The organism is Gracilibacillus salinarum, from assembly GCF_022919575.1.
Taxonomy (GTDB): Bacteria; Bacillota; Bacilli; order Bacillales; family Amphibacillaceae; genus Gracilibacillus; species Gracilibacillus salinarum.
In genome coordinates this window covers 3682326-3699232 of sequence record NZ_CP095071.1, presented here as the reverse complement: position 1 = coordinate 3699232, position 16907 = coordinate 3682326, and the positions used below count along the sequence as shown (strand labels likewise).

General features: G+C 41.9%; 13 protein-coding genes. 2 read left to right on the top strand and 11 right to left on the bottom strand.

The annotated features are described in order from the left end of the window. Window positions 1-154: 154 nt before the first annotated feature. The 8 genes from MUN87_RS17375 to pcrB all read right to left on the bottom strand — a co-directional run bounded on the left by MUN87_RS17375 (window position 155) and on the right by pcrB (window position 10325). Window positions 155-406: a DUF4190 domain-containing protein gene (locus MUN87_RS17375; protein ID WP_244742192.1), complete on the bottom strand. Its 252-nt coding sequence runs from the start codon at window positions 404-406 to the stop codon at window positions 155-157. Window positions 407-763: 357 nt separating this feature from the next. Continuing rightward, on the bottom strand, window positions 764-2197 hold the full coding sequence (gene gatB / locus MUN87_RS17370; RefSeq protein ID WP_244742190.1) for an Asp-tRNA(Asn)/Glu-tRNA(Gln) amidotransferase subunit GatB: 1434 nt from the start codon (window positions 2195-2197) through the stop codon (window positions 764-766). Continuing rightward, on the bottom strand, window positions 2197-3666 hold the full coding sequence (gene gatA, locus MUN87_RS17365; protein WP_244742188.1) for an Asp-tRNA(Asn)/Glu-tRNA(Gln) amidotransferase subunit GatA: 1470 nt from the start codon (window positions 3664-3666) through the stop codon (window positions 2197-2199). Before gatA ends, gatB begins: the two co-directional genes overlap by 1 nt. 13 nt (window positions 3667-3679) lie before the next feature. Next, window positions 3680-3970 (bottom strand): Asp-tRNA(Asn)/Glu-tRNA(Gln) amidotransferase subunit GatC, encoded by a 291-nt coding sequence (gene gatC, locus MUN87_RS17360; protein WP_244742185.1) that lies wholly within the window; start codon window positions 3968-3970, stop codon window positions 3680-3682. Between the two features lie 204 nt (window positions 3971-4174). Continuing rightward, on the bottom strand, window positions 4175-5347 hold the full coding sequence (locus tag MUN87_RS17355; protein ID WP_369413953.1) for a CamS family sex pheromone protein: 1173 nt from the start codon (window positions 5345-5347) through the stop codon (window positions 4175-4177). Continuing rightward, window positions 5344-7356 (bottom strand): NAD-dependent DNA ligase LigA, encoded by a 2013-nt coding sequence (gene ligA / locus MUN87_RS17350; RefSeq protein WP_244742183.1) that lies wholly within the window; start codon window positions 7354-7356, stop codon window positions 5344-5346. Before ligA ends, MUN87_RS17355 begins: the two co-directional genes overlap by 4 nt. Window positions 7357-7377: 21 nt before the next feature. After that, window positions 7378-9627 (bottom strand): DNA helicase PcrA, encoded by a 2250-nt coding sequence (pcrA, locus tag MUN87_RS17345; protein WP_244742180.1) that lies wholly within the window; start codon window positions 9625-9627, stop codon window positions 7378-7380. A 17-nt stretch (window positions 9628-9644) separates the two neighbouring features. Then, a complete protein-coding gene (gene pcrB / locus MUN87_RS17340) occupies window positions 9645-10325 on the bottom strand; it encodes a heptaprenylglyceryl phosphate synthase (RefSeq protein ID WP_244742178.1) in 681 nt (226 codons plus the stop codon). A gap of 575 nt (window positions 10326-10900) precedes the next feature. Here pcrB and ahpC point away from each other — a divergent pair. Both ahpC and ahpF read left to right on the top strand, forming a co-directional pair. After that, window positions 10901-11464 (top strand): alkyl hydroperoxide reductase subunit C, encoded by a 564-nt coding sequence (gene ahpC / locus MUN87_RS17335; RefSeq protein ID WP_244742176.1) that lies wholly within the window; start codon window positions 10901-10903, stop codon window positions 11462-11464. A 15-nt stretch (window positions 11465-11479) separates the two neighbouring features. Next, entirely contained in the window at window positions 11480-13006 is a 1527-nt protein-coding gene (ahpF, locus tag MUN87_RS17330; RefSeq protein WP_244742174.1) for an alkyl hydroperoxide reductase subunit F, read from the top strand. Window positions 13007-14378: 1372 nt separating this feature from the next. On the opposite strand, the gene MUN87_RS17325 is transcribed toward ahpF, so the two are convergent. The 3 genes from MUN87_RS17325 to MUN87_RS17315 all read right to left on the bottom strand — a co-directional run bounded on the left by MUN87_RS17325 (window position 14379) and on the right by MUN87_RS17315 (window position 16845). Continuing rightward, window positions 14379-15365 (bottom strand): Gfo/Idh/MocA family protein, encoded by a 987-nt coding sequence (locus MUN87_RS17325; protein WP_244742172.1) that lies wholly within the window; start codon window positions 15363-15365, stop codon window positions 14379-14381. Window positions 15366-15443: 78 nt separating this feature from the next. Further along, window positions 15444-15740, bottom strand: a complete 297-nt coding sequence (locus tag MUN87_RS17320) for a YerC/YecD family TrpR-related protein (RefSeq protein WP_244742169.1) — start codon at window positions 15738-15740, stop codon at window positions 15444-15446. Between the two features lie 61 nt (window positions 15741-15801). Next, window positions 15802-16845: a DUF3048 domain-containing protein gene (locus MUN87_RS17315; RefSeq protein WP_244742168.1), complete on the bottom strand. Its 1044-nt coding sequence runs from the start codon at window positions 16843-16845 to the stop codon at window positions 15802-15804. Between the last annotated feature and the right edge of the window lie 62 nt (window positions 16846-16907).

The following is a 16907-nucleotide window of genomic DNA, read 5'->3' as shown; positions in this document are numbered from 1 at the left end:
GAAGGGTCTTTTTACTTATCGTATAAAACTTCTCTGGTACAGTACTATACCCGTTTATTCAGCTTCTACTATTCATTCTGTTCACTTTCTTAATAGTAAACAAAAACCATCAAAGTAGACCCCCAACCGTTCTTGTGTTTGCAATTGTATGTAATTAAATAGTCATGAATGCGACAAATGATATTACGATTAATATAACCGGCATGATGATCCCTATACTACTACAAACAATGCCTGTAATTGCTAATTTTCTGCCCTCTTGTTTCAACTTTTTTATTTCGTTTAACCCAATGATCCCAAGAATCAGGCCAATCGTACCAAGAATAATTCCTATCACTGAGAATAACATCGTGACGATCGACACAATTCCTAAGATCAAAGCAGCAACCGCTTTGCCATTATTCATCTTTTCCCTCCTTGCGAAATGGTTTAGTTAACAAGATAAAGGTGTTTGGTATATCTTTATCACGGCGCTAACCGTCCGTAATATCCCACTTCATGACTCGAGAGACTTCCTGATAATTTTCGCTAGCAGTCAGCGAGGGTCAAACCCCACTGATTGCAGTCTCACTTTATTATCCTTATTCATTTTAACATAAAATGACAGATATCTATTTCATCGATGAAAGCTTTTATGTAATTAGGACATTACTATCCTTCTATATTAATTTGATGACTATACGTTTTCACAGAAAAAACAGACCAAATCTACTACGATCTGGTCTGTTCTGCTATATTAACTGCCGATGTCTTAGCTCTGTTATTATCTCTTATCCATTTCTTCCATGATAATTTTGTTAACCATTGGCGGGTTTGCTTGTCCTTTGGTCGCTTTCATTGTTTGACCGACAAGGAAGCCAAGTGCTTTGTCTTTACCATTTTTGAAATCGATGATCGATTGTTCATTTTGATCAAGAATGCCAACAATGATCTCGCGTAATTGGCCTTCATCAGAAATTTGGACAAGCCCTTTTTCTTTGACGATTTTTTCTGGATCGCCACCATTTTCCACTAGCTCAGCAAAGACTTTTTTCGCCATCTTAGAAGAAATCGTGCCATCCTCGATAAGCTGAATCATTTTCGCTAGCGCTGCTGGTGTCATCTTCAAGTCATGGATTTCGACTTGTTGCTTGTTCATATATGCTGACACTTCACCCATTAGCCAGTTTGATGCTTGCTTCGTATCCGCTCCTGCTTCGATTGCCGCTTCGAAGAAATCAGACATTTCTTTCGTGCTCGTTAACACAGCTGCGTCATAGGCAGGAAGATCAAGATCTTCTACGTAACGGGCACGGCGAGCATCTGGAAGCTCTGGAATTTCAGCACGAATGCGTTCTTTCCATGCATCATCGATGTACAATGGTACTAAATCCGGTTCAGGGAAGTAACGGTAATCGTCAGAACCTTCCTTGACACGCATAAGGATCGTTTCCTTCTTTTGTTCGTCATAACGGCGTGTTTCCTGAAGAATTTCGCCACCATTCAGCAATACTTCACGTTGACGTTTCTCTTCAAATTCTAGACCTTTCTGAACAAAAGAGAACGAGTTTAAGTTCTTTAATTCTGTTTTTGTACCGAATTCTTCCTGACCTACTGGACGAATGGAAATGTTAGCATCACAACGTAGTGAGCCTTCCTCCATCTTACAGTCAGAAACACCTGTGTACTGGATGATATTTTTTAACTTTTCCAAATATGCATAAGCTTCTTCCGGTGTACGAATGTCAGGCTCTGATACGATTTCTACAAGTGGTGTACCTTGACGGTTATAATCGACAGTTGAGTAGCCATCTTCACCATGCGTCAGTTTACCTGCATCTTCTTCAAGGTGCAGACGCGTAATACCAATTCGTTTCTTCTCACCATTAACTTCGATATCAATCCAGCCGTTCTCACCAATAGGCTGGTCAAATTGTGAAATTTGGTAAGCTTTCGGATTATCCGGATAGAAATAATTTTTACGATCAAATTTGGTATTTGTTGCGATATCACAGTTAATCGCCATTGAGGCTTTCATTGCATAGTTTACGGCCTCTTCATTCAATACCGGCAGTACCCCTGGATACCCTAAGTCGATCGGATTCACGTTAGCATTTGGCTCTGAACCAAACGCATTGGGTGCGGGGCTGAAAATTTTAGATGCCGTTTTTAGTTCTACGTGTACTTCTAAACCAATAACTGTTTCAAAATTTGTCATTACTGGTCACCTCCTAAATTAGGACGTTTCTTATGGTGATCTGTTGCTTGCTCGTAAGCATAGCCAACACGATAAATCATCGATTCGTCAAAATGACGTCCGATAATTTGCAGTCCGATTGGCAGACCATCACTTGAGAATCCACAAGGGATCGACATACCTGGTAATCCTGCAAGATTGACTGGTGTCGTTAATACATCATCGGTATACATGGTTAATGGATCATCAATCTTTTCACCGACTTTATACGCTGGCGTTGGGGTTGTTGGTCCAATTACAACATCATACTCTGCAAAGATTTTCTCGAAATCATTTTTGATTAACGTACGAACTTTTTGCGATTTTTTATAATAAGCATCATAGTATCCAGAGCTTAGTGCAAAAGTTCCCAGCATAATACGACGTTTTACTTCATCACCAAAGCCTTCTGCACGGGAATGCTTAAACATATCTACCATGTCAACATTCTTCTCCGTACGTACACCATAACGGACACCATCAAAGCGTGCTAAATTCGCACTTGCTTCTGAAGATGCTAATAGGTAATAGGCTGCTACCGCATATTTAGAGTGTGGCAAGGATACTTCTTCCCATGTTGCACCAAGTTCTTCATATTTCTTTAATGCCGCAAGGACAGCTTCTTTGACTTCCGGGTTGACCCCTTCATCTAAATATTCCTTCGGTACTGCAATTCGCAACCCTTTGACATCTTCTTTAAAGGCATCGCTGTATTGTGGCACCTCGATGTTAGCTGACGTGGAGTCCATCTTGTCATGACCAACTATTGCTTGTAGTAAGTGTGCGTTATCTTCCACTGTTCTCGTAATTGGTCCGATTTGATCCAAGGAAGATGCGAAGGCAACAAGGCCAAAACGCGATACAAGACCATATGTAGGCTTCATTCCAACGACACCACAGAACGCTGCAGGCTGACGGATCGATCCACCTGTATCAGAACCTAATGAGAATAGAACTTCCCCTGCTGCCACTGCCGCTGCAGAACCACCACTGGAACCACCTGGTACATAATCTGTGTTCCATGGATTTCTTGTTTTGGCATAGCTTGAATTCTCCGTCGAAGAACCCATCGCGAACTCATCCATGTTTAATTTCCCGATATTCACAGTGTTTTCTTCTTTTAATTTCGTGACAACCGTTGCATCATATAAAGGATCATTAAGGTTATCAAGAATCTGGCTGGCACAAGTAGTACGTAACCCTTTTGTTACGATATTATCTTTGATACCAATTGGCATACCATAGAGAATTGATGCATCTGCACCTAATGCTTCATCAAGTGCTTTCGCTTGTTTTTGTGCTTCTTCTTCGTTTAATGTAAGAAACGCTTGAACTTGATCATCTACTTCCTTGATTCTGTCGTATGACGTAGAGACAAGATCGCTTACGGTAATTTCTTTATTATGTAACTTTTCTTGTAATTCTTTTAACGTATAATCAAATAGTGACAAAAGAAAACCCTCCTTATTCTAGAATTGATGGTACGCGGAATTGACCATCCTTTTGGTCTGGTGCATTCTTCAATGCTTCTTCTTTCGTAATCCATTCTTTTGGCTCGTCCTTACGCATCACATTCTTCAAATCAAGTACGTGTGTCGTTGGTTCTACGTTATCCGTATCCAATTCATTAATTAAATCTGCGTAATTGATAATATCTCCAAGCTGTTTTGTAAATGTTTCTACTTCTTCATCTGTCAAAGCTAGACGTGCTAGATTTGCCACATGCTTTACTTGCTCTTTTGAAATCTCTCCCATGTGATTCACCTCCGTTTAATTTTAAAAAACTAACTATATCCAGGAAAAACCCGACATTCCGCCTGATTAGCAAGGAATGCCCGAGTTCTTCCATTTCCAACTAAAGCTAGACGATGTTTTTCGCTTATATTATATACATCCTTGCCATATAAGTAAAATTCATAACGTCTATTTTACCACTAATCTAAGGCTTTTTGAATAGATTTAGTCGTAGATATGGACAAAACCTTCTTCATCTCCTGCATCTCTGACAATTAACGCTTCCTGATTATCACCGGAAGTAATATTAATTTCGACATTATAATCATCAGGGAAGCCGTTCAGAACCAGCCCATAAACATATTGCGTAAATCCGATTAATTCTGCTTTACCATAAAACGATACTGGTATTTCAACCGTCAATTTTCGCAGCTCGCCATTCTGGAAGAAACCTTTGCCGATCACACTTACATAATTGGGAAAATAGTTCGCAACATCTGCTTCAAAGTCCACAAGCGTTGCCGATACATCTGGATACGTGTTTTCTCCATAGTTCGTCGGGAATAGGACATGCTCTTCTTGTACATCCTCCCAATCACCAACAGAGGAGCTGTCACCTGCTACATTGGTAGTGGCGACAAATTCACCTGGTACCAGCGAATTTTGGTCCGCTTCGCGATACACTGCCAGACGGATAGGGATGTTTTCAAGTCCTTCCATTTGGCGCAGCCTTTGCACGACTTCTCCTGCAATAGATTTTGCTTCTTTCAGCATTTCTGTTTCTGAAATTTCTTCCTCGTAGTAAGGAGAATAGGTTCCATCATCTTGCTGGATACGGAAACGATAGACAGACTTCATCGCTATTCCGATTGAGATACCAGCAAGTTCCACGACATCATCTTCTGACTTCTTCATATAGTCTTGCTCCAAAATATGTGAAAGATATTTCGGGCTTTCCTTTTCTGCTTGCTCTGCAGATTGACCTTCTTCCTGCGTAAGTGCAGGATTTAATCCGTTTGGCTGATCATTTTCATCATAGCGAGTTAACCAGTTATACAAAATATCGTCTGTTAAGTATTGACCTTCCTGAAAATAGTAGGTTTCTGGATCATAGACTTCCTTAGAGTGACGTCGCAGTCCTTCTTCCAATTCATCAATGTCCAACCGGTTCGAAATCTGATTGGTTATAACGCCACGTGCCTTACTTAGGTTAGAATCAATCAAAACACGATAGGTTTCATCAGACAGGTTATGCTTAGGAATAATAGCAGATTCATCCGTTGACTCATCTGTACTGTCATCTACAACGGCTTCCTCCTGCTCCCCTTCGAAATTCGGTGCACAAGCGGCCAGGATCAAGACGACTATTAAGAGGCTAACAACTGTCTGCTTCATCATGCTTCCTCCCCTAATACTTCTTGCAATTTCGCTTCATCCCAAATTTCAATTTCCAACTTCTTAGCCTTATCCATCTTGGAACCGGCATCCTCCCCTGCAATAAGCAGATCTGTTTTTTTACTTACACTACCTGTCACATTTCCGCCTAACGCTTCAATGCGCTGTTTCGCTTCTTGTCTGGAGAAGATCTCTAATTTTCCAGTCAGTACTACTGTCTTACCGGAAAAGACACTGTCAGAAGGTGCATCACTTGCTTTTGCCCCTTTATAAGACATATTTAAACCGAGTTCCTTCAATTCGCGGATAAGCTGTGTTACTTTTTCATCTGCGAAATACGTCACAATCGAATCTGCCATTTTGTCCCCGATTTCATCAACAGCGACCAAATCTTCAAAGGTTGCCTTCTCGAGATGATCCATCGTTTCAAAATGCTCAGCTAATGTTCTGGCTGCTTTTGACCCGACAAAACGAATCCCCAGTCCAAATAACAAACGTTCCAGTGAATTCTCTTTTGATTGTTCGATAGCGGTGAGCAGGTTTTGAACGGATTTCTCCCCCATTCTCTCCAGCTTTAACAATTCATCGCGCTCCAGACGATACAGATCGGCTATTGTGTGGATATAGGATGCTTGAAACAATTGCTCAATCACTTTCTCCCCTAGTCCATCTATATTCATTGCCAGTCTGGATACAAAGTGAATCAAGCCTTCCTGCAGCTGTGCCGGACAGTTAGGATTTATACAACGCAATGCGACTTCTTCTTCCAATCGGACCACTTCATCTCCACAGGAAGGGCAGATGTCCGGCATCGTAAACGGTTTTTGTTCATCCGTACGCATATCTTCAACAACTCGTACTACTTCCGGGATGATGTCGCCGGCTTTTTTAATCACTACTGTATCGCCAATACGAATGTCTTTTTCCTGGATTAAATCCTCATTATGAAGCGATGCACGTTGTACCGTAGTACCCGCTACTTTCACAGGTTCAAGAATGGCGGTTGGCGTTACTACTCCCGTTCTGCCGACACTGAGTTCAATGTCGATCAGCTTCGTCACAGCTTCCTCAGCCGGGAATTTATACGCAATTGCCCAACGCGGACTTTTCGCGGTGAAGCCGAGTTGTTCCTGTGCTTCGAGGTTATTGACTTTGATCACAATACCGTCAATGTCATACGAAAGATTGGCCCGTTTTTCGACCCATGCTTCAACATATTGGATGACCTCATCGATTCCTTGGCATTTTCGCCATTCCGGATTGGTCTTGAATCCTAATTGCTGTAAGTATTCCAGACGGTCACTATGTGTTTCCAATGAACCAGATTCCCATTCTCCTACCGCATATAGAAAAATATCGAGGTTACGCTTGGCTGCAATCTTCGGGTCAAGTTGACGCAAGGATCCTGCCGCAGCATTTCGCGGGTTAGCAAATGGTTCTTCCTGATTTGCTTCACGCGCTTCGTTCATAGAGAGAAAAGACTGCTGTGGCATATAAGCTTCCCCACGGACTTCAATTGATGAGGCATCTTTGATTCGGAGCGGAATACTTCTGATCGTCTTTAAGTTACTCGTAATATCTTCACCAGTCGTCCCGTCGCCACGCGTTGCTCCTTGAACAAACAGTCCATCCTGATAACGCAAAGAAATAGCTAAACCATCGATTTTCAATTCACACACGTAGGTGACATTCTCAGTCGCCAATCCCTCACGGACACGACGGTCAAAATCTCGTAAGTCTTCTTCATTAAAAGCGTTGCCTAAGCTTAACATTGGCACACGATGTGCAACTTTCTCAAAGGCATCGAGCGGTTCTCCCCCGACTCGTTGAGAAGGAGAATCCGCTGTGATCAACGATGGATATTCCGCTTCAATACTTGTTAGTTGTTTCATTTTTTGATCATATTCAGCATCTGAAACCGTTGGGTTATCCAGTACATGGTATTGGTAATTATATTCGTTCAATTCATCTCGTAATGCCTCTAGTTGTTGATGTGCTTCTTGTTCTGTCATGAATGGAGCACCTCCTTTTCGTTACGCCTTCGTAATTGGCGCGAATTTAGCGAGCAGACGCTTGATACCTACCGGAGCAGGAAAAGCGATATCTAATTCTAATGCATCGTCAGACCCGTCTACTTTGACGACGGTTCCTCGTCCCCATTTTTTGTGATCAGCCTTGTCACCTACATTCCAGCCAGCTTTCTCACCACCAGTTGTTTCGTTCACATTGCGAATCGCTTGTCGTTTCGGCTTTGGTTTTGGTTTATCAAAAGGTAAATCCTGATCTTGAATGGAAATTCTGCTTTTATTAGGAGGAGCAAAGAACGCTTCCTCAATCGATTCTTTTCCTTCTACTAATTCATCAGGAATTTCATCAATAAAGCGACTGATCGGATTCATATTGGTACGACCAAATAAAGTACGCATCTTAGCGTGAGACACATGAAGCATTTCTTCCGCTCTTGTTATCCCTACATATGCTAAGCGTCTTTCTTCCTGCATCTGTTCTTCATCCATCATGGATCGGCTGTGAGGGAATACACTTTCCTCCATTCCAATTAAGAAGACAACTGGGAATTCAAGCCCTTTTGCCGCGTGTAAAGTCATCATCGTTACACTATCCTCTGAAGTTGGATCATCATCCATACGGTCAATATCTGAAACCAATGCGAGATCTGTCAAGAAACTGACCAGTGTTTTATCCTCATTCGTCTCTTCAAAGTGCTTGGTTACAGTTTTGAACTCTTCAATGTTTTCTAAACGTGTTTGTGCTTCAATACTTCGTTCATTGTGAAGCATTTCTTCATAACCGGTTTTATCAATAACTTCCGCCACCATATCAGTAGCCGTCAAAAATTCCTGCTGTTGTGTCCAATTTTTGATCATTTGGCCGAATCCCATTAACGATTTCGCTGCCTTCGCACTAACGCCAACAAAATCGACTTCCTGTACAGCAGTGTATAACGAAATATCGTTAGCTGCCGCATAGGCTTGGAGCTTGTCCATCGATGTTTTTCCGACACCTCGTTTTGGCACATTGACAACTCGGACAAAACTGATGTCATCATCTGGATTTACGATTAATCGTAGGTAAGCAAGTAAGTCTTTGATCTCTTTACGATCGTAGAACTTCGTACCTCCAACCATCTGATAAGGAATATTGGCTTTCATAAATGTTTCCTCTATCGCACGTGACTGTGCATTAGTACGATACAAAATAGCAACATCTTTATGGGTATATTTCTGTTCCTGCAACAATGATTCAATCCGTTGCGCGACAATTAAACCTTCTTCTCGTTCCGTTGACGCTTCGAAATAATGAATCTTGTTTCCGTTCTGATTTTCCGTCCACAGCTTCTTCGGTTTTCGACCAGTATTATTGTCGATAACATGATTGGCTGCATCCAGAATAGACTTCGTCGAGCGGTAATTCTGCTCTAACAAGACCACCTTGGCTGATGGGTAGTCTTTCTCAAACGATAAAATATTGGTAATATCTGCGCCACGCCATGCATAGATGGACTGGTCGGAATCCCCGACAACACAAAGATTATGGAATCTTGCTGCAAGCTGCTTTACCAATGAATATTGAGCATGGTTCGTATCCTGATACTCATCGACATGGATATATTGAAAACGACGCTGATAATATTCCAGCACTTCCGGAACCCGCTGAAACAGATGGATCGTCTGCATAATTAAATCGTCGAAATCAAGGGCCTGATTTTTGCGTAATCGTTTCTGGTATTCGGTAAATACCTCTGACACTTGGCGATCATAGAAGTTATTCACATTCTCAGCGAACTTCTCCGGGGTAATCAGTTCATTCTTTGCACTGCTGATCGTTCCTAAAAGTGCGCGCGGTTCAAATTTTTTCGCATCAATATTTTTATCCTTTACGATATTCTTAATCACCGTTAACTGGTCACCACTGTCTAATATCGAAAAGTTGCGGCTATAGCCAATCCGGTCAATATCTCTTCGTAAAATCCGGACACACATCGAGTGAAACGTCGATACCCACATATCTTGTCCACCAGGTCCGACTAATCCGGAGATTCTATCCTTCATTTCCCGCGCTGCCTTGTTGGTAAAGGTTATCGCTAAAACATTACGTGGCGACACTTCTTTTTCATCTAATAAATAGGCGATCCGGTGTGTTAACACTCGGGTTTTTCCACTTCCTGCACCGGCCATAATTAATAAGGGTCCTTCTGTATGCTGAACAGCCTGACGCTGTCGTTCGTTTAATCCTTTTAATAATTCGTGCATCATCCGGCTCATTGTAACACCGTCCTTTTTTACTTTGTTGCGTTTACTGTTTTTAATGCTTCTTTCGGGTTGTCATAGATCACATTACCGACAACAATTATATCTGCGAATTCACTCATTTCGGCTGCTTGTTCCTTTGTTTCAATACCGCCGCCGTAAATCAGCTTCGTTTCCTGCAGTTCTTGTTGAATCGCTTCTACAAGTGCAGAATCTCCATATGTACCACTGTATTCTAAATAGAAAAATGGTAACATGAACAGATGCTCCACCATTCTCGCATAAGCAATTGCTTCCTCATCCGTTGGCAGCTTACAATCAGCATGCTGGTACACTTTTGATTCGGGATTCATGATACAGTATCCTTCTGCAAACATCTCATCCCAATTGATCACATCACCATACTCGACAATCGCTTCGTGTTGGACATCGATCAGCCATTTCTTCTCCTGGCTGTTCAACACCATCGGGACAAAATAATAGTCATAGCCTGGTGTGACCGATTCAATATTCGATATTTCCAATATCACAGGTACCGCATGACGGCGTATTCGGCTCAACAGCTGCAAGACACCATCTAATGTAACGTCGTCTGTTCCACCAACGATGATCGCATCCGTCCCTGATTCACACAGTTTATCTATCATATCCCCTGAAATCTCTTTCGCTGGGTCGAGCTTGAAGATATGCTTCCATTCGTCCATATTATACACAATTCAATCCTCCATGTTCTATCTCTGTAATAGTTAAGGAAACAGGTCAAGGTAACGTCTGATATCATGCACCTTGATTCTTGTTAATTGACGATTCTTTATCCATTATTTCATTATAGCAAAAATCTACTCAGTTTTAGAATGATAACATAGTGAAAATCTCGTGAATTTTGTGTTTGCATTGTATCAATTGGGTTATTATGGTTTTGGGTTGATTTGGAGCAGTGGGTTAATGGTTGTAATTCTTTAATGACGGAGGCGTGATCGGTTTACTGGTGGCTATATGTAATGTACGTGAAGTTAATCGGGGCTGGATGAGCAGTTTCTATTAAAAAGCTGCCACGTGACAATTTCTTTTGCTTACATTGTATATCTCTCATCTTACATGACGGTCCAATTTTTGTCGATAACCTGCAAGTATAAAGTCGCCTGTTATCGTTCAAAATGATAGTAATGATACAAAAACTTGACACTACTCCTATTCATTACCTTATAATGAAAATTGAAATGTATTTTGTGCTTTATTTCACGAAGTACAGATAAAAAAAGAAAAAATTCAAGGAGGACAATCTATCATGTCACTAATCGGCAAAGAGATTCTACCATTTAAAGCATCTGCATTCCGCCAAGGGGAATTCGTGGATGTAACAGAAGAAAATTTCAAAGGAAACTGGAGCATTGTTTGCTTCTACCCAGCAGACTTTACTTTCGTTTGTCCAACAGAATTAGAAGATTTACAAGATCAGTATGCTGAACTTCAAAAACTAGGCGTAGAAGTATTCTCTGTTTCTACCGATACTCACTTTACACATAAAGCATGGCACGAAAGCTCTGATGCAATTGGCAAACTTGAATACACCATGATTGGAGATCCTTCACAACAATTATCCCGCAACTTCGATGTATTAAGAGAAGAAGAAGGTCTTGCGGATCGCGGTACTTTCATCATCGATCCAGATGGTATTATCCAAGCTGTAGAAATTAATGCTGAAGGTATTGGCCGTGACGCTAGTACATTACTTGGCAAAATAAAAGCAGCTCAGTATGTACGTAACAATCCAGATGAAGTTTGCCCAGCTAAATGGAAAGAAGGCGGCGAAACATTAAAGCCAAGCCTTGATTTAGTAGGGAAAATATAAGGAAAGAGGTCCTATATGCTTGATCAGGAAATTAAATCGCAGCTTAATGAATATTTAAAACTATTAGAAAACAATATTGTCATAAAGGCGAGCATTGGATCAGATGATGTATCGAAAGAAGTCGAAGAACTAGTAAATGAGATTGCTGGCATGTCTGACAAAATCACGGTTGAAAATAGTGATTTTCCAAGAACACCTAGTTTCAGTATTAACCGCGAAGGCGAGGATACTGGCGTTGTATTTGCCGGTGTCCCGCTCGGTCATGAATTCACTTCTCTCGTCTTAGCATTATTACAAGTCAGTGGCCGTCCACCAAAAGTGGATGAAAAAGTCATTGCCCAAATTCAACAATTGAATGGTCCGTTACATTTTGAAACGTTTGTCAGTCTATCCTGCCAAAACTGCCCTGATGTCGTACAGGCATTAAACGTGATGAGTGTTGTACATCCGGACATCACACACACGATGATTGAAGGCTCTGCCTTTAAAGAGGAAGCAGATGGCAGAGATGTGATGGCTGTTCCAGCTGTTTTCTTAGATGGCGAATCGTTCGTCAATGGACGTCAGACATTAGAAAGCATCTTAGAAAGGCTTGGCAGCAGTGTCGACACTACTGAATTGAATGAAAAAGATCCATTCGATGTGCTCGTTGTTGGTGGCGGACCAGCTGGCTCAAGCGCAGCTATTTATGCCGCTCGTAAAGGGATTCGTACTGGAATTGTGGCAGAACGTTTTGGTGGACAGGTTCAAGATACGCTTGGTATCGAAAACTTTATTACCACCACTTATACGGAAGGGCCAAAACTGGTCGCGAACATGGAAGAACATGTCCGTGAATATGAAGTAGATATTATGAATTCTATGCGTGCCAAGTCTTTAACAAAAAATGACCTATTTGAATTGGAATTAGAAAATGGCGCAACGTTAAAAAGTAAAACAGTCGTCATTTCTACCGGTGCTCGCTGGAGAAATATCGGCGTGCCTGGGGAAGCCGAATACAAAAACAAAGGGGTTGCCTATTGCCCTCACTGTGACGGACCAATTTTCGCCGGAAAAGATGTAGCAGTCATCGGTGGTGGAAACTCCGGTGTCGAAGCTGCTATTGACTTAGCCGGGATCGTCAATCATGTCACAGTGATCGAATACGCAGCAGAATTAAAAGCAGATTCTGTTTTACAGGATCGTTTGAAAAGCTTGCCTAACGTAACAGTGCTTACCAATGCCAAAACAGAAGAAATCTATGGATCTGATAAAGTGGAAGGACTTCGCTATTTAGATCTTGATAGTGGCGATGCAAAAGAAATTACATTGGCAGGTGTCTTTGTACAGATCGGTCTTGTACCTAATACAGAGTGGCTGCAAGGAACAGTAGAAATGAACAAATTTGGAGAAATCATTGTAGATTCGCACGGTACATCAAGCATTCCTGGTGTATTTGCAGCAGGAGATTGTACGAACAGTGCCTACAAGCAAATTATCATCTCCATGGGTTCCGGCGCTACAGCTTCTTTAGGCGCATTCGATCATTTAATTCGAAATTAATGCTATGTTAATAAACTCGGCACTCGTCATGTAACGAGTGCCGAGTTTTTCTTTGGCCGTTAAGAAAAGCGCAAGCGCCTGTTTAGAAACGTAGCGACTGGACGGCATCAACTGAGATAAAGGAATCACGGTGAGCTTGTGAACCGATGATGACTTATCGTAGGGCGATGCAGGAAGTCGCCTAGTTTCTGGGCGCTGTAGCTGGACATCGCCGTTCATGTTAGAAAGCGATACGACAACTTACCATTTTATGCTTTCTTACCTCAGCAAAAAAACCGGGCATAACCCGCACGTTCCTATTTGATTTACATTTTATATAACTACCTATAATTTGGATTATGAAAACAATGGCTGTATGGCAAAATGGTCATTTTGATATATTTTATCTGCTTAGTGAAGCTCCGGAAATAGGCTCCGCGTCCTGTGGGCACGGCTTCAGCTAGGCTACTACTTGAACAGCACCTTTGCTGCCTTGTGCCAAGGAAGCTTACTTCAAAGCGATACCAGTAGACACAGGCACAAACTAAATGGATCTTCAGCTCGTGCTGATTCCACGGGAGTCTCCGCCTATTTCCTACGCTTTAAGGAAGTGCTACAACGCATGGAACAGGCAAAAGCAGTGGTTCTAAGCATTTTGTTACAATTCCTGTTATATATAGTGATGAGTGATCAATATGCTATCTCTCACAAACGTTGTGGAGTACCAATCCTAGCGTAGGCCAACCAAGTAGACTCCCACGGGACAGGCAGACGCTGAAGATCCACAACGTCTGCACCTGTGTCTACTAGTAATGTTTCGAAGTAAGCTTCCTCAGTGCAAGGCAGCAAAGAAGTAACGCAAGTAGTAGCCTAGCTTCAGCCGTGCCCCGCAGGACGCGGAATGATTGGCCGGAGCGGTATCCTAGCACATTAAATATCTCAATATAGATGCTCGGCTAGCGATGGCTAGTTAACATAATCCATATTATAGGAACTAAGCTTCAAACTGCTGTGACTGCACTTTTGTACTTTCTTGACTAAAAAGGTTCCGATCTCAATGATCGGAACCTTTTTATTGTTGTGGTGGGGTGATGGGATAATCTTTGTGCGGAAGACGCGACTTTTTTACTTTGAACATTTGAAGTCTGCTTATCTTCAGAGTAATAGCTCTTCAACTCGGTTACATACGCATGAAGTTTACTCTGCTTCAGGTGGAAGACCTCGATTTTCTGCTTCTTTCGCTTGAAGGTAACCCTACTTCAGGCGGAAGGTTCATCAACTCAGCTCCTTCCGCTTGAAGATCGCTTCACTTCGAGCGGAAAGCTATTCAACTTTGCTCCAAACAATTGAAGTTCATGCTGCTCCATGTCGCTTTCACTCCACACCACTCTTTTCACTTACGATCTGCCGGGAACTCGAGTCCGATTTCTTTTCTCGCCTGATCGAGGATCCGAATGGTTGCCAGGGAATTTTCCCACGTATTCACCGGGTTTTCCATTTCGCCTTGCTCGATTGTTTCCAAGAAGGAGTTCGCTTCATAATACATGGTGTTGTCGTTTTGTGTAGCACCTAATGCTTCTTCTGTTCCATCTTTATACACAATTTTGACATCATCCATATCGGAGAACTTGCCGATAACGATCGAACCTTTTTCTCCTTGGATTTCTGATGGCAGTTCTGAGTTCGTGATTTTAGAAAACATTGCCACACCATTTAGTGATGGATAATCAACGGTTACCGTTCCTTCCCCGTCTACACCAGACTCTAACATGTAGGCCGTTGCTTTCACACGATCCGGTGCACCGAATAAAGCTACCATCGGGTAAATACAATACACACCGATATCCATTAAGGAACCATTAGATAGTTCAGGTTTGAAAGCATTCAATACCTCACCTTGTTTATATTTATCATAGCGCGAAGAATACTGACAGAAGTTAGCCACATAGCGGCGGACAGGTCCGATTTTTTCTAGACTGTCTTTGATTAGCTGGAAGTTCGGTGTATGCGTGGTCTTCATCGCTTCCATTAAGGTAACGTTATTTTGTTTCGCGGTATCGACCATCGCTTGTACTTCTTTCTCATTAGAAGCGAAAGGTTTCTCGACGATAACATGTTTGCCACCATGCATACAGATAATCGCTTGTTCACTATGCAACGCAGTGGGAGACGCAATATATACTGCATCAATCTGATCACTCTCTGCAAATTCCTGCAAATCTGTATATGTATGCTGCACCTCATATTTGTTCGCAAAATCGATCGCTTTCTCCTCAGTTCGAGAGTAAACAGCATTCAGCTGAAAATTCTCTAACTGGCTGGCACCATTTATAAAGCGTTCCGTGATCCAATTCGTTCCGATAACTCCAAATCGTATCATGTATATATACCTCCATTTCAATATTGTTCACTCTGTAAAAAAAGAGTACCTCTTGTTGTTAAGAGGTACTCTTCTATTTTACTCTTTTTTCTGTAATCGATCCAATACAATGCGATAACCATCGTTTCCGTATGCCAGGCAACGCTTTACGCGTGAAATGGTTGTAGTTGAAGCTCTGGATTCTTGGGTAATAGCGGTATAGGTTTGCCCTTCATCCAGCATCTTTGCTACTTGCAACCGTTGTGTTAATGCCTGGATTTCGGTCATTGTCGCAATATCGTCAAAAAAACGATAGCATTCTTCTCGGTTTTCTAATGTTAAAATCGCATCGAACAGTTGATCCAGCTGTTCGCCTCGCAATTTATCTATTTGCATGGCAGACATCTCTCCTTTTTATCAGGATGTGAAAAAGAGTGACCAGTTGCACGATCTATCTTTATTCCGTACCACTCGACAGTTCAACACCATCAATTCCAGGGCTTGTCGGGATCACGTTTATCCACGTTTGACCTGGAAGGAACGGAACAGGTTCTCCATCTTTCGTTGGGATAATTCTACCATCAATTCGCTCCCATTGCACGCGTTGTACTTTACCCTGCTGTAGCAATAAAGCATTTCCGCCAGATTCTAAATCAATCTCACGACGACCGGCATCATCAATTACCTGGTGGGCCGTCTCGAGAATCATCACGTTATCCAATTCAATTGGCGTACTATCCACGTACTCCACCGTCTGTTCGCCATCGCTGTAGCGCAGATATTTTCCAGAGGTTTCATCATATTGATAGCTAACCGAATTACTACCATAGTTAAAAGAAATCTCAGACGCAGACTCCTCTGCAGTTACTTCTTCTGTAAAAGTAAGCGGCTCATACGCTGCTTCGACTGGATAGCCTTGTTCCTCTGCACGTGAGAATATCCCATCAAAAATAGCATAGGAATTGTGCGGAGCGACTCTGTCATCAGAACGCTCGAACAGCACCTTATCATTATCATAATACATACCATTCAATCCTTGCACGGCACCGTTCTTAATCATATCTTCTATATAATTTGCTGCACCATGATAGACATATAGCGCATTATAATCATCAGCCAGGTTAAAATAATAAGGACGAGCACTTCTCACCGGTCCTACTCGTTCTGGCAAATCACCATGGAAAAGTGCCATAAAGCGAGTAATATTCCCTTCTGCTAATATTTCAAAGACGACATCCGCATGAGACAGTCCTGTTTGTGGTCTTGCCTTCGGGTGATTATTAACCATCACGGCTACTGCACGATTGTTTGCCTCTTCATCTGCTTTGAGTCCAGTAAATGGATAAATAAAAGCAGGTTCTTCAGGTTCCGCAGGCTCAGCCGGTTCTTCTTGTTGCCCATCATTCTCCACTGGTTCTTGATCACTAACTTGTTCTCCTTCACCTGAACACGCTACCAAAGAGAACAGCACACATAATAAAACAAAACATAATTTCTTCATTAGAAAAGGCCACCTTTTTTTGCTGAATTGAATGAAAGAACGGCATGCATTAAGTTTGCATG